The organism is Mesorhizobium sp. M1E.F.Ca.ET.041.01.1.1 (assembly GCF_003997355.1).
Taxonomy (GTDB): Bacteria; Pseudomonadota; Alphaproteobacteria; order Rhizobiales; family Rhizobiaceae; genus Mesorhizobium.
This window is the reverse complement of record NZ_RZSL01000015.1, coordinates 1-20,088: the sequence shown is the minus strand read 5'-3', so window position 1 is coordinate 20,088 and position 20,088 is coordinate 1. Positions and strand designations below refer to the sequence as shown.

14 protein-coding genes and 1 pseudogene are annotated in these 20,088 nt (G+C 58.3%); 6 read left to right on the top strand and 9 right to left on the bottom strand.

Features of this window, described 5'->3' with window-relative positions; translation table 11 throughout:
* Nucleotides 1-77: 77 nt before the first annotated feature.
* On the bottom strand, nucleotides 78-500 hold the full coding sequence (locus tag EOA38_RS03235) for a hypothetical protein (RefSeq protein ID WP_127298425.1): 423 nt from the start codon (nucleotides 498-500) through the stop codon (nucleotides 78-80).
* Complete coding sequence (locus EOA38_RS03230; protein WP_127298424.1) at nucleotides 497-877, bottom strand: hypothetical protein; 381 nt, start codon at nucleotides 875-877, stop codon at nucleotides 497-499. The genes EOA38_RS03235 and EOA38_RS03230 overlap by 4 nt, the downstream gene beginning before the upstream one ends.
* 360 nt (nucleotides 878-1,237) lie before the next feature.
* On the opposite strand from EOA38_RS03230, the pseudogene EOA38_RS40175 reads away from it, so the two are divergent.
* Nucleotides 1,238-1,327: pseudogene (locus tag EOA38_RS40175) on the top strand (RES domain-containing protein); the annotation flags it as partial.
* A gap of 12 nt (nucleotides 1,328-1,339) precedes the next feature.
* On the opposite strand, the gene EOA38_RS03220 reads toward EOA38_RS40175, so the two are convergent.
* The 4 genes from EOA38_RS03220 to EOA38_RS03205 all read right to left on the bottom strand — a co-directional run bounded on the left by EOA38_RS03220 (nucleotide 1,340) and on the right by EOA38_RS03205 (nucleotide 7,726).
* Nucleotides 1,340-1,555 carry a hypothetical protein gene (locus EOA38_RS03220; RefSeq protein WP_127298423.1) on the bottom strand — a complete coding sequence of 72 codons (216 nt, stop codon included), beginning with the start codon at nucleotides 1,553-1,555 and terminating at the stop codon, nucleotides 1,340-1,342.
* Between the two features lie 222 nt (nucleotides 1,556-1,777).
* Complete coding sequence (locus EOA38_RS03215) at nucleotides 1,778-5,275, bottom strand: AAA family ATPase (RefSeq protein WP_245480744.1); 3,498 nt, start codon at nucleotides 5,273-5,275, stop codon at nucleotides 1,778-1,780.
* Nucleotides 5,272-6,543 carry a DNA repair exonuclease gene (locus tag EOA38_RS03210; protein ID WP_127298422.1) on the bottom strand — a complete coding sequence of 424 codons (1,272 nt, stop codon included), beginning with the start codon at nucleotides 6,541-6,543 and terminating at the stop codon, nucleotides 5,272-5,274. The genes EOA38_RS03215 and EOA38_RS03210 overlap by 4 nt, the downstream gene beginning before the upstream one ends.
* Nucleotides 6,544-6,730: 187 nt before the next feature.
* The gene (locus EOA38_RS03205; protein WP_127298421.1) at nucleotides 6,731-7,726 is read right to left on the bottom strand and encodes a WYL domain-containing protein; all 996 of its coding nucleotides are present in this window, start codon (nucleotides 7,724-7,726) and stop codon (nucleotides 6,731-6,733) included.
* Between the two features lie 79 nt (nucleotides 7,727-7,805).
* Between EOA38_RS03205 and EOA38_RS03200 the strand changes: the two genes are divergently transcribed.
* From EOA38_RS03200 to EOA38_RS03180, 5 genes are all read left to right on the top strand, one after another.
* A complete protein-coding gene (locus EOA38_RS03200; RefSeq protein ID WP_127298420.1) occupies nucleotides 7,806-11,177 on the top strand; it encodes a TM0106 family RecB-like putative nuclease in 3,372 nt (1,123 codons plus the stop codon).
* A 58-nt stretch (nucleotides 11,178-11,235) separates the two neighbouring features.
* Nucleotides 11,236-11,499, top strand: a complete 264-nt coding sequence (locus EOA38_RS03195; protein ID WP_127253963.1) for a DUF4258 domain-containing protein — start codon at nucleotides 11,236-11,238, stop codon at nucleotides 11,497-11,499.
* A 14-nt stretch (nucleotides 11,500-11,513) separates the two neighbouring features.
* Complete coding sequence (locus EOA38_RS03190; RefSeq protein ID WP_127298419.1) at nucleotides 11,514-12,464, top strand: PD-(D/E)XK nuclease family protein; 951 nt, start codon at nucleotides 11,514-11,516, stop codon at nucleotides 12,462-12,464.
* A gap of 394 nt (nucleotides 12,465-12,858) precedes the next feature.
* Nucleotides 12,859-15,132, top strand: a complete 2,274-nt coding sequence (locus EOA38_RS03185; protein WP_189434424.1) for an AAA family ATPase — start codon at nucleotides 12,859-12,861, stop codon at nucleotides 15,130-15,132.
* Entirely contained in the window at nucleotides 15,129-16,409 is a 1,281-nt protein-coding gene (locus tag EOA38_RS03180) for a restriction endonuclease (RefSeq protein ID WP_127298418.1), read from the top strand. The genes EOA38_RS03185 and EOA38_RS03180 overlap by 4 nt, the downstream gene beginning before the upstream one ends.
* 228 nt (nucleotides 16,410-16,637) lie before the next feature.
* On the opposite strand, the gene EOA38_RS03175 is transcribed toward EOA38_RS03180, so the two are convergent.
* The 3 genes from EOA38_RS03175 to EOA38_RS03165 all read right to left on the bottom strand — a co-directional run.
* Nucleotides 16,638-17,123 carry a hypothetical protein gene (locus tag EOA38_RS03175; RefSeq protein WP_127298417.1) on the bottom strand — a complete coding sequence of 162 codons (486 nt, stop codon included), beginning with the start codon at nucleotides 17,121-17,123 and terminating at the stop codon, nucleotides 16,638-16,640.
* The gene (locus EOA38_RS03170; protein ID WP_127298416.1) at nucleotides 17,120-18,604 is read right to left on the bottom strand and encodes a UvrD-helicase domain-containing protein; all 1,485 of its coding nucleotides are present in this window, start codon (nucleotides 18,602-18,604) and stop codon (nucleotides 17,120-17,122) included. Before EOA38_RS03170 ends, EOA38_RS03175 begins: the two co-directional genes overlap by 4 nt.
* Nucleotides 18,597-20,088 (bottom strand): AAA family ATPase (locus EOA38_RS03165; protein ID WP_145965914.1); only part of this gene is annotated, 1,492 nt, incomplete at its 5' end. The genes EOA38_RS03170 and EOA38_RS03165, both read right to left, overlap by 8 nt.

The window sequence follows — 20,088 nt, the reverse complement described above, 5'->3', positions numbered from 1 at the left end:
TGACAGCTTTGCCCGTCCGGCACGGTGCGGACGACCGGGCCGGGCCGCTGGGACAAATATCAACCGACGGCTCCAGATCACAGGAGAGACTGCGTGCATTTAAAAGCGTCGCTTATGGTTTCTTTCGAATCCGCAAGTTCAAAGACACCTCCATAGGGAAAGCTCGCAGAGCCGACTTCGACTAAATGGACTAAATCTTCAATCTTCGCTTCCAGAAGTATCCATGAAGAACTTGTGACAACACCAAAACAGGCAGCATTATCATCGCAGTAAGCAAGATGATTGTCTTTATAAGGATATTCATGAGTTTGTTCCCAAGACGGCCAGACTAAAATAAAATGAGAAAACGCGGCGCGGCGGACGAGCGCCGCGCGCGCATGCAGGAACGGCTGACGCAGGTGCAGCGGAAGCCGGCAGGGCCGCAGCGCAACCGGCAGTAACCCGTTGGCGCGCGGCTGACTGTCGCCGACGGGTGCTGTTTGTCGCAAGGCAGTGGTCACGTGGTTTGCCGAAGATGCAAGTCGGGCAGATCGCTCCGAACCTCGGCTAGAGTCTTTCGCGCGTCGCTGATCGCCCATCGCGCCACTTTGTGGCGATGCCCATGGTCTATAACGACGGCGCTATCAAATGCATGTCGATATTCGGAATCATCCGGGAGTGGAGCGCTCCCATGGATGCAGTCAATCTTGCGAGCGCGCCCGACTTCCTCACCGCGCCAATAGACGCGCGCGTGTAGGTGCGTGAGCATAGCGTCGCCGCGTTCGATCGCGTCGATGACTTCTTGGCTGTGCACCAAAGGATCGATGAAGCTCGGCTCTGCCGCTTCGCAGACGACCTTGAAGTCCCTGGTCTCGAAGCTCCATATCATTTGGCTCATCAAGCGCTATCCTTTCGTCGTGTCAGGCATGCCGTCCACGGAGCCTGGCCGGCAGGTAGCGCCAGGAGGAACCGGCACTAACTTCTCGGCGCATAGAATACCAGCATTGGGGCTGGGTGTGTTTTTCCTTCTTTTGCAAGGAGGGTTCGGTTTTTTCAAATTCGAGCCTATCTCCTCAACGATGGCCGCTATCGTCGCATTGGCGTTTTTAGCTGTCGTCGCATTTATTGCATACATCGCGCTTACACGGTTTGACGCCCCCGTCGCGGCACCTCGCGTGTCTCACAACGGCGAATTGCTCAATCTCATTGCCCACCTTGGCAAGGACCCTAATGCTCCGATTCTCATCAAATTGGGGGGGACGATCTTAATCTCGTGCTCTGGAAATGGGGCAATGCGGCCCCGGCCCGCCTGATTCTGATCGACGACGAGAACCGCCTGTCGAGATAGCTGCCTATGCAGCTATCCGACCTGCGGGCTGCACATTTCCGTCGCCGGTATCATCCGTATCCCTCGCAAGATCGGCATCGATTTCAGACCGAAGCGGCTATCCACCGGAGCCAGCGCCGGGCGAAGACTTACAAGTTCAGCCCTTGCTGCGCTGGCCGCGATTTCGGCATGGCGCTGGTCACGCGCAACGCGCTCGTCGAGCTTTGAGATTGTGGTGATGGTATTCATTGCCCCCCAGATGTTGCCCCGGCGCACCATCGCCGGGCCATCGCGGAGACGAAATTCGTTTGCAAGCCGACCTGACAGCGAATATCCAAAACTCCTCGCGCGCGCGACGACGCCAGCGCCGTCGCATCGGAAATCGGCAATGACATGAAAATCAGCTGAGACGATATCGGCGTGATCTCCGAGGCCGATAGCGCTCCGAATCCCCCACTCGGCTCTCACGTCTCATGCCGCACGGTTTTCCAGAGCGAGTGGCGGCGTCAACTCGTGTATGCGCGCATTGGGACAAACGCGCCGGGCGATATCGCAAAGATGCTGGTGATGCGTCAGGTAGATTACCTGACCCACTTTCGCCATGTCGGCGAATAGCCGGAAGGCTTCCTCGGCACGGAAGTCGTCGAACGTCTCCATGATGTCATCGGCGATGAAGGGAACAGGGGTGCGAGATTGGGCGAACTCGTGGTAGCCGGCCACTCTGAGCGCGAGATAGAGTTGGAAGCGCGTTCCCTTTGACATCTCCTGCGCAAGCTTGGAACTCCCATCAGCCCCGATGCCAATAAGGACTTCAGTGTCCTTGTCGGGCTGGGTCGCCAGACCACGATAGGCTCCGCGGCTGATCACCTGAAAAGCCTCCGAGGCGCGAACCATCATCGAACTGCGATGCTTGTCGCGGTAGAGGCGCAAGGCTTGCTCGGCCGCGACGATGCCGGCCCTAAGGCGGAAGTAGCTGAACGCCTTATCCTCGATTTCCAGGAGGACCGTGCGCCGTTGCTCTTCAAGAGCAGCCACGGCACTCTCGCCGTCGACGGCATCCAACTCGTCGGACGCTTTGCTGTATGCCGTAAACAGCTCCCGTACGCGCCGATCCTGATCCTCAAACCGGGCCCTGAGTTCTACCTGCTCGACCTCCAGCGCAGGCCGATCCGCGGCATCAAGCATCTGTTCGACATCGGCCATGTCCTGGATTGACAGCGCCTCTCGGATTTCGCGTTCGATGGTATCGGACCGCCGGCGCAAGTCTCTCCTCTGCTCGATCGTGCGCAGCTTCTTCTCTACCTCCTGCAGCGAAGATACTCCGAACAGCTGCGTCATTTCAGATTTGCGGCGCTCGCAAATCGCGATTTCAGCCTCCAGGTCCCGGTTTTTGAGAATCTGATCCTCGAGAGCAAGGTGCTTGGATTCCCTTTCTGCCTTTTTCGCCCGAGCCTCTTCCACTCTCGCGGACATCAGCGCCCAGAGTCTCAGGGCACTCTCTGCTGATCGGTCCAATCCGAGTTCCGCAGCCATGACGGACAGTTCGCGCAAGAAGGCTGCCTGATCTTCCTCCATCTTGGCGATGCGATCTGCCAAGCCGGCTTGCCGTTGAGTGGCCGGGCCAAGCTCGGCAAGTCTGTCCAATACCTCCTTGACGGTTGCGAGGCTGGGGATAGTTCCTCCTGCGCCGAGCCAACAGCTCTTGCAAACCTCAGCCCATGACGCGTCCCATTGCGCCTCGTCGGCAGTTGCCGTTTCAAGGGCTGACTGGCGGGAAGCCTGCTCCCTTTCGCAGCGTTCAAGTTGCTCCCTCAAGTTCTTGTGTTCAACTTCAAGATCAACGGCGAACTGGGCCCTGGCCAAAAGCGCTTCGTAGGAGTCAGAGTGATCCTGGGAAACGGCTGCCGCCGATAATGCCGCCGAGAGCCGGTTGCGCGCCGCCGAGCCGTCCGCTTCCGCCTGGCGTAAGTCACCTTCGGCCTCCCGGAGCAAGTCGGCTGTCGCGAGGACCATTTCGCGGCGTCCCAGCCATGCCTCAAGCCCACCTAGCTTGATCTCGCCAGAAACGGTCAGAGCCATTTTCCGAGCGGACTCCAGAATTTCGGCCCTGATAGCTTCGCGTTTCGACTTCGCCGCGTTCAGCAACTCCGCTGAGCGATCCAATTCCGCTTCCGCGACGGCGAGCCTCTGATAAGTTTGATTCAGCTTCGCCAGGTCGCTCATCTGTCCCAGCCGTACGCTGGTGATCAGGTCGTCTTTCCGCAGCTCGATCTCAAACGCCGCAGCGGTCGATTCATCGAGCGCGTCACGATGCGTAGCCCATGCCGCTTCACGCGCTGATCGCGACGTCGCTGCCTCAAGATCGTCCACGACGCCGGTGGAATTCTTCAATGCATCCAGTTCGGCTCGCAAACACCGCAGCTCACTCGTGAGGCGCCTGCTGTCATCGCTGTAGCGATCGATCTCGGCTTCCGCTTTAGACAGAGCTGATTTCCAGGCCTCCAGCTCAGAAGGTGCCGGCACTCTCATTTGCCGTACCTGGTCAACGCTTTCACCCCACGGTCGGAGTTCCGACATCTGCTGCGCCAGTGTTTCTTTAAGATCCACACGGGAGCGTTCGGCGACGCGGCGACGGGCGGCATGATCGTTCTCTCGAAGAGCCGAGAGCTCCCTCGCCAGCGCCGCAATGGCTTTGCCGTTTATGGAGGCAGCGGCTTCGCTCGACAGCTTGCTCCGCAACTCGATCAGACGGCGGTTCGCCTCTTCGGCTTCGCGCTTCGCGTTTTGAAGTGTCGCGTCGATACCGGAGCGGCGTTCAACGAGATCTCTGATGCTCCCAGAAATGCGACTTCCGAGCATCAGGCTGCTCGGCTCGTCTCCTTCAGGGCGTTCGAGAAGCCGCAGAATATTCGCAATTTCCCGGTCGACTTCCATCAATTGCAGGCGACGGTCCGGCAGATCCCTTTCAGCGGTGACATAACGGGCGTGCAGCTCGCCGATAGCGTCCATCCTTTGCCCCAAGGTGAGCGCGATGTCGTCAACGGCAATGGCATTGAGCCCTTTCTCAATCTCGGCGATGGACGCTTTCGCCGTCTCCCGCTTCACGGCAAGCTCGATGTCTTCCTGATGAATTACCGGAAGTTGGTTTCCCCACGAAGGCGGCGCTTCGGGAACATCTTGCAACTCAGCGAGACTGCCGCGGATGTCCCGCAATTCCGCCAGTCGTGGCAGTGCGGTCAGCAGGTTCTTAATCTCGTCAAGCCGAAGCTGCGTCCGGGTTCGGTCAGCCATCGCTTCGTCATAGTGTGCCAGTGACCGCTCCTTGGTTTCCACCATCTGGCGGTAATGGGTGGCGAGCGTGTCAATCTGCTCTTTTCGCTCCTTCAGATCGGAAAGCCGACTTTTCAAGTCGCCGATTTCACTGCTTCGGGCACGGAGTTTGAAAAGGCCGTCGGCCTGCGAACGCAATTCAACAAGTGTCTGGCTTAGTGCGGCCAAGCCTGTGCTTGCCGAAAACAGAAGCTGCCCGAGATCACCCTTGCTGGCCAGGATGCTCTTCCCGCCTTCCTCAAGGGTGTCATCGTCGAGGGAAAACATCGCGCAATAGACGTCCCGCTCAACCCCACCAAGCTCGCCGAGTATCAAATGCTCGCCGATCGGCTGATCGCCCGGACCGAGCAGACTGCTTTGGGGCTTCTTGATCCGGACTAGCTCACGGGCAACACCACCGATGTCCAATGCGGCCCCGATGCGCATCGTTGAGTAAGGATGGAGGAAATCATAGCGGCTGCGGGACTCGATGCCGAAGAGAAGGTCGAGGAATGCAGATAGGGCGGTCGATTTGCCCGCCTCGTTCGGACCGTAGATGATATGGAGATCTGGACGGCCCGGCTCCACAGGCCCGAAGTCGATGTGCTTGTCTGTGAATTTGCCGTAGCGGGTAAGGTCAAGCCGGTTGATGCGCATCATGCTACCTCATCCTGTTTCCGACGATGGAGCCGTGCGAGCACATCTTCGACTCCCTCCTGCGCGAGCAGGCGCAACGTCGCCCGAAACTCCTCCTGATCAGCACCGAAAGTACCTCTGCTTTCGGGTGGCAGATGACCACGAAGCTCCTCCCCAATATCGATGAGCGCCGCATGGTAAGCTTCCGAACCGATGATCTCGCTTCCGACAAGCTCTCGAAGTTCGACGAGTGGATCTCCGTTGGTCCCATCCGCAGAAACGAGGTCGGTGCACTGGATCTCCACTTTCTCGATCCAGGTCCGGCCAATGACAGATGCCCTGTGCTCCGCTTCGGTCTTGATGAGGTCGACATCGTTACGGAGCTGCCATGCGAGCGGCGTTCGTCCGGTGAAGGAAAGCCGGACCACAAGGTGATCGGAATTTGCAGCTTCCCGCGCGGCCCCCAGGTTGCCCGCTACCGTGGTCACCATGTGACGCCAATCTGCGATGCCGTCGAGGTCGATCACGACGCGCTCGAATTGGGCGATGCTGGTGAACCTTTCCTCAATGTGGACGGTTCGGTCATCAACGATCGTAACAAGACTCACCGATTTCGGACCAGATTCGTTGATGTCGCGCCCCTGGGGCATGCCAGGCATCACGATCGTGCAGCGTCCGTTACTGATTGATCGCTTGTGAATGTGACCGAGCGCCCAATAGTCGAACTCTGTCGCCTCCAGATCCGAGACGTCGCAGGGTGCGTAGGGATCGTGCCCCCGCGTTCCTGCGAGGCTGGTGTGCAGAAGACCGATGTTAACAGCGCCCTCGATCCGTGGTTTGTACTTTCCCACCAGATTTTCGGGACACTGGGCCTGCGCAAAGCTAAGCCCGTGAATAACCACAGGGGTCGCTTGATCCAATTCGAGCGAGATAGCCTCCGGGCGCCCACCGTAGACTTTTACGGTTTCCGGGTACGTTAGTTCTCTGGTGATCTTCGACAACGCATCGTGGTTGCCTCGGATGATGAACACCCGCACTCCGGCTTGGTCCAGTCGGCGGATTTGCTCGGAAAGGAACCGCGCAGTTTTCATGGAGGTCTGATCGCCATCGTAGAGATCACCCGCGAGAAGAAGCGCGTTGACCTGCTCGGATAGGCAGAGATCGACGATATTGACAAAAGCACGCCGCGTCGCGTTGCCAATCAGTTCGCCTAGTTCCGGGTTGCGCAGCGCCAGCGACCGAAGAGGCGAATCCAGGTGAACGTCCGCCGTATGAACAAATCGAAAAGCCATGCCCTCGCCTTTTGCCTTCGCGTGAGAAGGCTTTGATTCCCCGAAACAGATACTGGGCTGCGCTTAGGTGTCTGCCTAGGCTGCCAATCCATCGGGGTTTCAGGTTTCCACAGGCTAATGACAGAATCTGTCACCAGGCGGGGATCGTGTAGTTCCCGCGGTTCAAAGCTGTTTAGGAAATTGCATTCTATGGAAGCGAGGGAAAGTCAGAGCGCTGGTGCGTCTCGACCATTCTGCGAAGGGCCTCCGGCGCCACGACATCAACCTTGTCTCCCCACATATAGAGGTGCCAGCACATCTCCATATGACCGGACGCCCAGAAACGCACGATCAGTGAACCGTCGGATTGATCCTCCAGGATCTGAGCCGGATGGAACAGGAAAGTTCGTGCATGCAGCGCTGCGTCAGGCTTGAACTTCCAGATGACTTCGCCAAACTCACTGTCGTTCTGAAAAGCTCCGAACGCCTTCCGCGCATGCGCATGAATGTCGAAGCCTGGATCACGTTCGAAGACCTCGCCGGTCAGTTCCGCGTGTTCGATCTTCTCAGCCACGAAGTGCCTGAGTGGACCCGCGCGATCAGTTGTTGGCCTGGCCACCAGATAGCGTCGGATTCCGATCAATACTCCATAAGGTTCGACCACCCGCTCGGTGGATGTAGCTGACCCGCGGGACTGGTAGACGATCTTCAACCGCTGCGACCCCTTGAGCGCCGTTGCTATGGTCGAACCCACGTGTGGCGCCAGCCTTGTCGTAGGCCCCGGGCGGGCTGCGAGACCCTGCGCCTCAAGCAATGCTTCGTGGTCAGTTTCCAGACGTGCGATCCGATTGCCCGGCACCAGCGCCAGTATTTTTTCTCGCAAAGAACGGAGGTGCTCGGCCTCCAGACCTTGAGCATTCCGTTCCAGTGTCTCAATCGAGAGATCCAGCGCCGCCAGTTCATCGGGAGTGAGCGTGAGCAGATCGCGCAGAGCTCCCGTCTGTAACCGCCAACGTTTACGCCCATCGTCTTCGAAGCTGGGTTCGGTATCGGGAAATTGAACTTCGAGCGTATGCAGCATCCGCTGCGCGGTGCGTTTGGATACGCGAAACCGCTCCCCGACGTCGTCAACTGTCACGCCCATTCTTCGGGCTGCAACATACGTTGCAAGCTCAATCAGCTGCTGCGCCTTCTCAAATGACATCGATCTTCACCAATCCGGGTGACAGCTATTGTCACGATCAGTGCTTACGGTTCTATTATGAGTTGGGTGGGGGAGTGAAATGAAACTGGAAGGCTCGGAGATTTTGCTTTCCGCATCGGACCTGATGCGGTTCATGGGCTGTATTCATGCGACCGCGATGGATCTCAGATACGCGAAGGGGGAACCTCTTTCCCCCGCCGAGGACACGGAGGATGCCAAGATCCTCCAGAAACAGGGCGACGCCCACGAAGCGAAGTTTCTTGCCAAGCTGCGTGCAGAAGGCCATCGCGTTATCGAGTTCGGCCGCGACCGGGATTTGCCAGCCGCTGCCAAGGAAACGCGTGCGGCGCTGTTTGCCGGCGCGGATGTCCTCTTCCAGGGCGCGTTTTTCGGGCCGCCATGGGGCGGGTGGTCCGATTTTCTCATCAAGGTCGATAAGCCCTCGTTGCTGGGCGCCTATTCCTATGAGGTCATTGATACCAAGCTGAAACGGAAGCCGGACCCGAAACACATTCTGCAGCTTGTGCTGTATTCGGATCTTTTGGCTAAGGCTCAGGGTCTTCAACCGGAATATGCCCACATTGAGCTGGGGAACGGTGAGCGTTTCTCCTTCAGGCTATTGGACTATGCGGCATATGCTCGCCATGCACGATCCCGGCTGGAACGCTTTGTAGCCGATCCGCCCGCGACCTCTCCCGATCCGGTGAAGATGTGCGACCTGTGCCGCTGGCGCGAGGTTTGCCAGACGCATTGGGAGGAGTCGGACAGCCTTGCCCTTGTGGCTGGCATCTCCAGGAGCCAGCGGAGCAAGCTGATTGCAGCTGGCGTGACGACAATGGCTGCCCTTGGGCAGCACAATGAAGGAGTCCCGAAGCTAGCGGAGACGACGCTGAGCAGGTTGCGAACCCAGGCTCGTCTGCAGACAGCGCGGCGGGCCGGAGGGCGGCCTTCGTTCGAACTTAAGCCGTTCGACCCTAGCCGGGGCCTGGCTCTGCTTCCGAAGCCCGATGCAGGAGACCTGTTCTATGACATCGAAGGCGATCCCTTCTACGAGGACGGGCTGGAATATCTCCATGGGGTCTGGTTCGGCAGTAGAGGCAGTGGAGAATTTCGAGATTTCTGGGCGCACAATCGCACGGAAGAGAAAGAGGCGCTGCGGCAGCTGATGGTCTTCTTCGAGGACCGTCTGAAGCGGTTCCCGAGAGCACACATCTATCACTACGCCGCGTATGAGGTTTCGGCCCTGCGCCAGCTCACCAGCAGTCATGGCGTAGGCGAGGCGCTGCTGGATCAGATGCTCAGGGAGAACAGGTTCATCGATCTCTACAGCGTGGTCTCGGCAGGTCTGATTGCGTCGGAACCGCGCTACTCGCTCAAGAATCTGGAAGTTTTCTACATGGAAGCACGCACCGGGGAGGTGAAGACTGCCGGTGGCAGCGTAGTCGCCTATGAAAAATGGCGCGAGACGGGCGACCAAAGCATTCTCGATGAAATCCGCGACTACAACCGGGTTGACTGCATCTCCACGCAGCTGCTCCGCGACTGGTTAATAGCCGAGGTGCGTCCCCCAAACATGGAATGGCGGGATCGAGGAGGGGCGGACGAAGGCGCCGGCTGTAATCTTGAGAGAGCTGCTGCCGAGCAAGCGGCCGCGGACGAACTGCGGGAAAGGCTGCGGCCAGTTCGTGCGCAACTAGGGGATCGGCTGGCCGACCTGCTGTTTGATCTGAGCTACTTCCACCCGCGAGAAAGGAAGCCGGCCTGGTGGTCGATCTTTGACAAGATAGGGAGGGAGGCGGATGAACTGGTGGATGATCTCGACTGCCTCGGCGGGCTGGAAGCTGTCTCGGCAACGTCTGTTGCCGGCAGGTACTGGCAGCGCACCTATGAGTTTCCGGCACAGGAGACGAAGATCGACGTGGGAGATTGCCATATCGAGGTGGACGGCCTGCCGTCTTCCGCGAAGCTGATCGAGATCGATCGAACTAGCAATCGCGCGGTCGTGCAGTTTTCAATAAACCGCTACGATGATGCACCCGAATCGACGTGCCTGGTTCCTGCAGGACCGCTGGATACCCGGACCATCGAAGGCGCCATTCAACGTGCGGTGGCCTCAATCGTTCGGGACGATCGGCAGTTCCCGGCAATCCTGGATTTCTTGCAGCGTTCCAGACCTCGCTTTCTGAGCCATGGTAGACAGTCGAACATCATCGATCCGTCTTCAGATGTCGTTCCGGAAATCATCACTGCGGTCGGTGACCTCGATCGCAGTACAGTGGCCGTCCAGGGACCACCTGGCACTGGAAAGACTTACGTCAGTTCCTGCGCTATCCTGGATTTGGTCAAGCGAGGGAAGCGGATTGCAGTAGCCTCCAACAGCCACAACGCCATCGACAATCTGCTGTGTGCGGTGGTCGATAGAGCCAACGAAGCCGGCACATCGGTCGCCATAGCAAAGAAGGGGGGAGACGGCTTCGACGATCCGTATGGCTCAATATACGTCACGTCCAAAAATGAAGACAGTCAGTTGATCACGGCCTCAGTGGTGGGCGGGACGGCTTGGCTGCTGTCGAGGCCAGAATTCCAACAGGCTTTCGACTATCTGTTTGTCGACGAGGCTGGCCAGGTTTCGGTGGCGAACATCGTTGCCATGGGCACCTGTGCCAAAAACATCGTGCTGGTTGGCGATCCTATGCAGTTGCCTCAGCCGATTCAGGGTGCGCATCCTGGAGAAAGTGGGCTGTCGTCGCTCGAGTATCTGCTCGCCGGGCATAACACTGTTCCGGCCGACATGGGCATTTTCTTGCCAATATCACGCCGGATGCATCCCGACGTGTGCCGGTTTATCTCCGACATCATTTATGAGAGCCGGCTCGCCTCAGATGAAGGCGCCGCCAGACAAGCGATCATCTCAGATGCCAATCGATCTTCAGGTGTTCACTTTGTGGAAGTTCAGCACTCCGGTAACAGACAGGTCGCTGTCGAGGAAACCGATGCAATCCGCCGCGAAATGGATCGCCTCATTGGAGTCAGGTTCCGCGATCGTGATGGCAAAGAAAGAAGCCTGACGCTTCAAGACATCCTGATCGTTGCGCCTTACAACGCGCAGGTGAACGCCCTGAGAAGATCGCTTCCTCCTGGTTCCCGGATCGGAACCGTCGACAAGTTCCAAGGCCAGGAAGCTCCTGTCTGCATGGTATCCATGACCACTTCGTCGGCGGATGAAATCCCGCGCGGGGTCGATTTCCTCTTCAGCCTCAATCGGATCAACGTCGCGGTATCGCGGGCACAGGTGCTTGCCTTGGTTTTTGCGAACCCACGGCTCCTGGAGGTCCACTGCCACAACGTTCACGAGATGCGGCTCGTAAGCATGCTTTGCTCCCTGCGGGAATACAGCGGGAGTCACATGGATTCAGGCCCCCCAGTTACCTCGAAAGAGCGAGCGGCATGACAGGAAATGGCACCCCCCTCTCCTATCTTCCAGGGGACTAAGGAGGGAGGAGAGATCAATGTATACGCGCCATGCAGAAACCCGCTGCCAGCAGCGGGGGATCAAGCCGGAAGTCATCGACGCGATCCTCGCCTATGGGCGCCGCAAGCGGCGCTTTGGTGCCGACGTATATTTCATGGACAGCAAGGCTCGATCTCGCGCCATGGCCGAGCTCGGGCGGAGCTATGCTAAGGTGTCCGACCGCCTCAACACTTATCTTGTCATCAGCGATGATGGTCAGATGATTACCGCGGGAAAGCGATTAGGCCGGCTGAAATTCTGAATTGGAGTTTGTAGATGAACCCGCAGCCCACGCCTGAAATTCTCCCGCGCCTTTACGAACGTGACATCGACGTGTTGTTGCAGGAGGAACTTCTATTCAACTCGGGCGTCCAAAATCTATTCACACGTGCGCTGGATTTGTATGGTTTCGTGCGATTTGTCGATTGCCGCTTATCGGTGTTTGACCAATCCGGTGAAACCGATGTGCTGACAGCAATTGAGATGGACGGGCAAAAAGGGGTCCTTCTGATCGAGAACAAGATAGATGCCTCTTTCCAACCTCGCCAAGCGGAACGTTATCGGGAAAGAACCCAGGCGTTGGAAAGCTCCCACGGTTTCGCCCGCTGTGTGCTTGTAGCGCCCGAGTCCTACGTTGGAAGTCTAAATCCTTCCGTCTCCGCATTTGATGCCAGTGTCTCTTACGAAGAAATCACCGCAGCAATCGAGCAGGAGGGTACCTCCCGGGCACTGCACCGAGCATCTCTGATCAAGCGAGCCATCGAAAGAGCCCGATCCTCGTATATTCTTGTCGAAGCGCCTGCAGTGACATCACTGTGGGAGCGTATTTACCGTATTGCGAGCAGTGAATTTCCTGCCTTGGAAATGAAACCTCCGAGCGGGAAGGGAAGCAATTCAAGCTGGGTCATCTTCAAAGGCGCTCTCCCGCCGAAAGTGACAATCGATTGGAAGATCAAGAAGGCCACAGTTGATCTGTCGTTCTGGCCTGGTGCTTCGGCTCGCGCTATTGAGGACGCTGAACTGACGCCAGACGCAAGGACCAAGCTGCGCAACGCGGTGCTTCGGACGCTGGGCTCCACGAGAGTGCTGACCATGCCCGTTTCGCACGCTCCGTCGGATTTCAGCCGCATCACTGATGAGGGAATTAGAGAGGCTTTGACGGCCGCAACTTTGTTGCTCAGTTTCCTTCTGCAACGGGAGGCAAAGGTCACCGCAACTGGCAGATGAATTTATCCGCCCGACTAAGACATAGGCGGCAACGCCGAACAGGATTCGCGAGGCTATTGCACTAAGCTAATCTTCGTGCTTGCCCGGCGGCTTCTTATGGTGCGCCTGAGGGGACTGACTGATACAGATTAAACATTTGCGGTATGAATGAGAGGGTTAAGTGAGGGAAGAGGCATTCAAAGCGTGGCTTGAGACTGGTGGCGCAAGAACAGAGACTGGACGTAACACTCGCGCCTATGCCGTTCGTACGATCGAAAGCAATCTAGCAGCACTCGGCTTGTCCCATGCCGACCTCGACGACGCGTGGAAGGCCGATCGCTTTGAACAACTGCGCCAGAGGCTGAAGGATCTGCGCGAGGACTTCGCAGCCGGCGGCACTGAATACAAAATTCTCATGCCCAAGTCGGACAAGCCCTATAACCGGCTATCGAGCTGGCGATCCTGGCTCGGCCAATACGGCCAGTTTTTGAGCGGTGAACCAAGGGGAGAACGTGATGCCGACCGCATCCGCCAGTATGTGCTTGAACACTATATTGAAACTGGACGGGAACGCGATGCAGAAACGGTCGATCTGTTGGTCCGCGACGTCAATGAGGCGCTCGGCCTCAATCAAGCATGGCCGAACATCTGCCAAGCTATTACCGGCCCGAAGTTCTTAGAAATAGCAGACGTCGAGCCGCCCGAACGGATCGGCGCGAATCAAAGTTCGGCGACGGTATTCCGATTCCGCTTGAACGAAGCGGGTAGCAGCAACGCCGGCGCCGCTAGAGGATCGACTAAACCTTTTGTGTTGTTCGATGCAGTCGGAGCTGCCTTCAAGCCGGTCTTGAATCACAATCGCCAAACGGGGCGCTCCGCCTATCGGATCAAGCCACCGGGTGCGAGCAATAAGGCGGACGAGGCTGTAGAAGTCGCCACCATCGCCGAGGTTGCACGCGCCATGCTCGTCGACGGCCGGCCCGCGAGGGTCCAATCCGTCAGCGGCGGCACGGTCAACTATCTCGCCTACGGAAAACAGAAACTCGTACGTTATGAGCTTGATCCGACAATCGCCAAGCAAATTGGAGTTCCACCGCAGGGTGAACTTGGGCAAGCGATGAATCTCAGTCGCGATATGCTCAAGCGACCTGAACCTCAATATGAAATGGACCAATACGTGGCTCAACCAACGAATCTGATTCTTTACGGGCCACCTGGTACCGGCAAAACCTTCGCTACCGCAGCGGAGGCCCTCCGACTTTGCGGTGAACCAGTGCCCCAAGACCGCCAAGAACTGATGGCGGCCTACCGTCGCTTGTCGGACGCCGGTCGCATTGAGTTCGTCACCTTTCACCAATCGATTTCGTATGAGGATTTCGTCGAGGGGCTTCGGCCAACGCAAGCGAGCGAGGATGGCACCGCCGGTTTCGAGCTGAAGCCTGAGCAAGGAGTATTCCGCCGACTTGCGCGGCGTGCGGAGACAAGCACGGGACCGGGCGATGTGGAGTTCTCCATCGGAAGCCGCCAAGTATTCAAGATGTCGATTGGGGAGGCGGCCAACCCCGAGGATGCCCATCTGTTCGAGGAGGCGATCACGGGTGGATACACACTGCTCGGCTTTGAGGATATCGACTGGAGCGATGATCGCTTTGCTGATCGCAACTCCATCATCGAGGCGGTGCGCTCACAAGGCGTTCGGGAAGGTGGCGAACCCAACGCCATGAGCGGTCGAGTCCAGATGCCGTTCATCTTTCGCAACTGGGTCAAGCCCGGCGACATCATGGTTGTGTCCAAGGGTAACAGCCTGTTCCGTGCAATCGGCGAGGTGACCGGAAACTATCAGTTCGTTCCGCGCGAAGGTGGGAGTTACGCACATCGTCGCGCGGTTCGGTGGCTTTGGGTGGATCGCGTCGGTGTGCCCGTGAGCGAGATCTATGCGCGCAACTTCACGCAGAAATCGATCTATCTGCTGACCGACGCCGACCTGAACGTACCTGCGCTCGAACGCTATATCGCCAGCCAGCAGGACGCGGGCACCGACGCGCCCGAGCCGTTTGTGCTGATTATAGACGAAATCAATCGTGCCAATATCTCCAAGGTGTTCGGAGAGCTGATCACGTTGCTCGAGCCGGACAAGCGCATTGGCCAGCCCAATGCCTTGAAGGTTCGACTGCCTTATTCGGGTGATGTGTTCGGCGTGCCGGCAAATCTCCATATCATTGGCACGATGAACACCGCGGATCGCTCGATCGCGCTGCTCGACACCGCGCTCCGGCGCCGGTTTGAGTTTCGCGAACTTATGCCGAACGCTTCGTTGCTCCACACGGTTGAAGGCATTGACCTTGGAATGCTACTCGCCTCGATAAACGAGCGCATCGAGTATCTTTTTGATCGTGAGCATCAGATCGGCCACGCCTATTTCATCAACTGCAAGTCCCGCGCCGATGTCGATGAGGTGATGCGGCACAAGATTATCCCGTTGCTCGCAGAGTACTTCTATGAGGATTGGGCGAAGGTCGCCGCAGTCCTCGGTGACGGGCACGACAGCGAGGGCGACCGTGAGGGTGGTTTCATTGATCGGCGTCGGCTAAAGCCACCCAAGGGAAACGCCAGCGATGAGGATGCCGCGCCCCGTTATCGGTGGAGCGTCCGCGATGCCTTCTCCTATGATGACTTCGCAGCCGTATGATCCGTCGCACAATCCTCGAATGGCAAACGATACGCTACGGCGAGGCGGCCGATGAAATCCCAGTCCAGGCAGCCGATCGTATAGCTGCGATTGCGGCGGCGTCGCCGCTCGCTGGCCGGGGCGGCGGCGGTGTCCTTGAGCATGGACGCAAGCAGCTTCGTGCGAGAGGGGTCGTCGGCGTGATTGCTGCCGAAGGCTGTGCGATGGAAATCTTGCCCAAGATCGACTTTCCAGGCGAGGATGGCGCCGAGATGACCGGCAGCATCCGCCGTCGTCTCGTCCACATGCTCGCCGTCGCACTAGACCTGAAGATCGAGGCAGGCCAGGTCACGACGCTAGACTGGCAGCGAGAGACGCTGCTCGAAATCCTGATCCGGTTGTTTTCTGCGAAGCTGGTCGATGCTGTCCGGCAGGGTATGCCGCGGCGCTATGTCGAACACGCCGATGATCTGCCCGTGCTGCGCGGACGGCTCGACGTGACGCGGCAGTTCACGACCCTCGCCGCCGACCCATCGCGGCTGGCTTGTCGCTATGACTCCTTGACCGCCGATATTGCCCTCAACCGGATCATGAAGGCTGCTGTTGCCCGGCTCGTTCGCATCGCACGGACCGCCGACAACCAGCGCCGACTGCGCGAGTTGGCATTCGCCTATGCCGATATAGCGGATGTGCCTATTTCGGTCCTGCGCTGGGATGAGGTCGGGCTTGATCGGACCAACAGCCGCTGGCGCGAGTTGCTCAATCTCGCTCGCCTGCTGCTTGGTGAGCGGTTCCAGACGACCTCTGCCGGTTGCAGCGACGGCTTCTCTCTGCTGTTCGAGATGAACACCCTGTTCGAGGAATATGTCGCCCGAATGTTGAAGCGTGCGCTGGTGGACACAGGTCTCCGCGTCGTCAGCCAAGGTGGACGGCTCTACTGCCTCGAAACCGAAGATCGACGTGGCCTGTTCCAGACGCGGCCGGACATCCTGGTCAAGCGCGGCGACGAGGTCGTGCAGATTATCGACACGAAATGGAAGCGGATCGCCGACCGTATTGATGATGCCAGGCAAGGCGTGTCGCAGAGTGACGTGTATCAAATGATGGCATATGGCCAGCTTTACAAATGTGATCGGCTGACACTCCTCTACCCTCACCACGCCGCTGTGAAAAACAGCGAAGGAGTGCACGCAGTGCACCAAGTCACCGGATGCAGCAATTGGCTGCAAACCGCTACAATCGACATTGGTAGAAGCGAAATGTTCAGCGAGCGGCTGAGGGCAATTACCGACTTCTAACGCGGAACGCTGACGGCTCTCCGTCGGGGCATCCAGTCTGCCTATCGGGGTGCTCGCGCTAGAAGGAAAAGAAGGCATATCGGCGTGGGACAGTCGGTGCTCCGATGACGGTTCAACTCGGTCACATTGAGCGGGACAGCCGACACGCAATTAGCTGCCAAACCTAACCGAAACCGCCGCATTCTCACGATTAACTGCCAAGCGACACCGGGGCGCCCAACAGGCTAATCAATTTCGACTTTTCAACAGCACGAGCGCATCGAAGGCGGCAAGCTTTGCCGCCGTGGCGTCCGGATATGTCCGCCGGGCAAAGTGCTTAATGCCGAGCGCGTCGTTGCTAATGACGCCGTTCCAGTTGTCATTCTTTCGGAAGATCGTAACGACGTAGCCGTCTTCGGAAATATACCAATTCCCTTTTTGCGAAACTTTCCACGCCTTGCGGCCTGGCCATGCCTTACGACGCCTCGCGGCGCTTTTCATGGATTTTTCGCGGCGTTCCGCCCGCTCAAGATTTTCCTCCATGTTGCCCGCGCAGACGCAGCCGACACGAAGGACTTGGGGGCAGCCGGGATGCTCCATGTAATGGACGTAGCGGATGTCGGCTATCTCGCACATTTCGCAGGTCTCGGACGGCGAGCCGAGGTCTTCGATATCCACACAGGTCCAACCTTTGTGGGGCACGCCCTTTTCCGCCCACTTTCCGCTGCCGGTCATTCCGCAGCCTCCCCCAACTGTGCTGCCTGAACGGCGGGATGAATCTTCGGCGCGGTGGACAGTATGGTGACGCCTTTGCTGGCTCTTGTTAGAGCGACGTACCAATCCTTGCCGTTCATTGCGTCGTTGGCGACAATCACCGCTCTATCGAATTGAAGCCCTTTTACGAGAAGGGTGCTGCCGATGCTTCGTTTTGGAATGATGCGTCCTGCGTGTTGCCTGATTCTGTTTTGCACGTCCCAGATGGCATCGCTCAGCGATTTTCCTGGCGAATTGATCGCGAGCCGAAGACCGCTCGCCATCGCGTGATACATTTCCCGGCGATAAAGCGTGGTCGCGGGTCGATCCCGGAAGCCCTCCATAAGAGCCAGAACGGAAGCAAGGTCTTCGTTTTTGACAGTGGCGATTCCTGTGGCGATAAGATCGCCGAATTTTTTTTGCCCCAACTTGCCGCCCTGGCGGTGCGATACGACGGCCTTCAGGTAGGGCGTTTCTTCCGCGCCGGTCATGCAGTCCGAGATGAAACCCATGACGAATTCGAGCCGTTGCTCACCACTCGACTTGCCGATGTTGCGGACAGCGGCCGCGAGTGTCTTGCACTCCACCGGCTCGATGTTGGTGAAGCCCGAGGCGCCGAGCATTTTCGCAAGCCCTGAGCGCGAGCCAGCGTTCTTGGCGTCTGCGATAACAATGATGCCGTCATTGGCAGCCGGCCCCAGGAGCGCTTTACATGAGCCGACAATCTTCGGGCGATGATAGGCGGCGTCGGCGGGAAGCGCCTGCCAGTCGACGCAGGCCGGGCGCTGCTCCAAGTCCACGCTTTCGCCGGCCTCCAACTTAAACCTCACGACGCTCAGCCAGTCGGCAAGTTCCTTGTTTCCTTCGCGCAACCATCTGTGCGGCTTTTGCAGCACCGTTATTTTCGGGAAAGACGGAAATACGTCGGCATCCCAGGAGACAGGGACCTGGCCGCCAAAACTGAATATCGCCTGCATCGGATCGCCGAACACGCAGGTTGGAAGTATCTGCGCGAGAGCGTCGATGACCTTGTGTTGGGATTGGGTGCAATCCTGATACTCATCGACAAATAGCCCGCCGTAAGAGGCGCGCAGAACATTTGTGACCGTCCCCGCGTCAAGCAGCTTCACCGTGGCATCGTATATCGATTGCCAGTCCGCATCTGTGCGAGGGGCTGCTATGTGAATGCCCGATCGTGCCGGGAAGGATGCGGCGTATCGAAGACACCATCCGGCTATCGTTTCGATCCGATAGCGTGATTTCGGCACAAGTTTTTTGTCCATGCGCCAGCGGAGCGCGTCCACGCCTGCATGGGTGTGGGTGAGAATGAGACGGCGGCCAGCGGAGACTAGGGTCGCATTCACTATCTGCTCGGTTTTGCCGCATCCGGCGGCAGCAATCACGCTGCCACGCGCGATGCCCGCCGCTAATTCTGCTACCGCCTCCTCGAGTATCTCATCCATCCACCCACCCACGGATGTCTGCAACTCCCTTGGCGAAGGGCTGGTTCGGGATATTTACCAGCGCCGCGAAGACGATCTCGGCGACGCGTTCGCCGCGCGAAATCTCTTTGAACCATCCGGGCTTCTTCTGGTTCTTTTTGCCTTTCGCAGCTTTTCCGAGCGTCCACCGGAATCCGGCGGTATCCAGTCCGTCTGGCAATGAGAGATCAGGAATAGCGGCAAGTCCGTTTTCCGCCATCACGTTGTTTATTCGGGCGAGCACCGCCTCACTGCCGACGCACTCTTCGGCGTAGGCGACGAGGGACTGTAGAGTCGGCCAGGGAAGATCGAGAAACATGCGCTCTTCGGTGGAGCAGTCGTCAGGCCACTCCACGACGCGGCCGCCCATCGCTTTGACAGCGGCAACGGCCGCTTCCGGCGCAGGGTCATCGCGATCGAGCAAGACTAGCGCATCGTAACCGAGCTTGAGAAGATGCCGCGCCAGTGCCGTTGCCGATGAGTTGCCGGTTCCATCCACGGCCGCGACACCAAGGAACGCGAAAGAGTCACGCCCGGCGACTGTCCACATCGCGTCGAACCCGCGTAGCAGGCCAAGTTCCGTGCGGCCTTCGCCGACGATAATTCTCCGGGCCAGGAACGCATCAGGCGAAGCCCGCACGTGGCGCTGCGCTTGATCCAAATCCACAGCCGCTTGTGTTACTGCGCTTACGGTCACGGTGCCCGTTTTCGATCGAACCGTGTGTATGTCCTCGGCCCCCGCTTCGCGAATGACCACGGGCGAGTGGCTTGTCAGGAACACTTGCGTATCGGGGTTCTTTCTTTCCTTTTTCAGATATCGGACGAGGCGGGCGATCCGGTGGGGCTCAAGCCCGTGTTCAAGCTCGTCGACGATGGTGATCGTATCTCCGCCGTCATATTGAAGAGCTGACACCACAAGTCTCGAGGAGCCGGTTCCGAGATTACGCAGCGCAAGACCATCATCGTGCAGCGATATGCCCCCGGAAGAAATCGAGAGCCCTTGAATATCGAGTTCGGCTTTATACTCCCCGCGCATGTGAACAGCGAATTTCGTGGCGGCGACCTTGGCTTTGGCGACGGTCTCCTTGAACACGTCTGGATTTTCTTTGCTGAACGCCGATCTCGCGTCGCGTCCAATCTTTGCGAGGATTCCCGCTGCCGGCGATTGCGCCTCCTCGAATCTGGTGAGAATTGATTGCCGCCCCCAGCCAAGATGACGATCCGCATAAGAACCAAGTCGACTAGGGACCAGCGCTTTTGCATCCTTGTATCGCAGGGCGGGCGGGTCTTCTGCGGCGTCGCCGATCCGCTCATTAAAGAGCGACCAGCGCGGCTCAAGAGATGAATCGATGGTCACGCGAATAGAGAGTGCGTCTTCCAGGCCATCGCCCGGCTCATCTTCTAGCGTCTGCAAATCCTCATTCCAGCCCCGAAGGTGAAGGCCATAGCGATCATCCGCTTTGAAC

What these genes read in the sequence shown, in the direction of transcription:
- EOA38_RS03230 (WP_127298424.1), bottom strand. Translation starts at nt 877, where the DNA reads ATGAGCCAAATGATATGGAGCTTCGAGACCAGGGACTTCAAGGTCGTC.
- EOA38_RS03220 (WP_127298423.1), bottom strand. Translation starts at nt 1,555, where the DNA reads ATGAATACCATCACCACAATCTCAAAGCTCGACGAGCGCGTTGCGCGT.
- EOA38_RS03215 (WP_245480744.1), bottom strand. Translation starts at nt 5,275, where the DNA reads ATGATGCGCATCAACCGGCTTGACCTTACCCGCTACGGCAAATTCACA.
- EOA38_RS03210 (WP_127298422.1), bottom strand. Translation starts at nt 6,543, where the DNA reads ATGGCTTTTCGATTTGTTCATACGGCGGACGTTCACCTGGATTCGCCT.
- EOA38_RS03205 (WP_127298421.1), bottom strand. Translation starts at nt 7,726, where the DNA reads ATGTCATTTGAGAAGGCGCAGCAGCTGATTGAGCTTGCAACGTATGTT.
- EOA38_RS03200 (WP_127298420.1), top strand. Translation starts at nt 7,806, where the DNA reads ATGAAACTGGAAGGCTCGGAGATTTTGCTTTCCGCATCGGACCTGATG.
- EOA38_RS03195 (WP_127253963.1), top strand. Translation starts at nt 11,236, where the DNA reads ATGTATACGCGCCATGCAGAAACCCGCTGCCAGCAGCGGGGGATCAAG.
- EOA38_RS03190 (WP_127298419.1), top strand. Translation starts at nt 11,514, where the DNA reads ATGAACCCGCAGCCCACGCCTGAAATTCTCCCGCGCCTTTACGAACGT.
- EOA38_RS03185 (WP_189434424.1), top strand. Translation starts at nt 12,859, where the DNA reads ATGCCCAAGTCGGACAAGCCCTATAACCGGCTATCGAGCTGGCGATCC.
- EOA38_RS03180 (WP_127298418.1), top strand. Translation starts at nt 15,129, where the DNA reads ATGATCCGTCGCACAATCCTCGAATGGCAAACGATACGCTACGGCGAG.
- EOA38_RS03175 (WP_127298417.1), bottom strand. Translation starts at nt 17,123, where the DNA reads ATGACCGGCAGCGGAAAGTGGGCGGAAAAGGGCGTGCCCCACAAAGGT.
- EOA38_RS03170 (WP_127298416.1), bottom strand. Translation starts at nt 18,604, where the DNA reads ATGGATGAGATACTCGAGGAGGCGGTAGCAGAATTAGCGGCGGGCATC.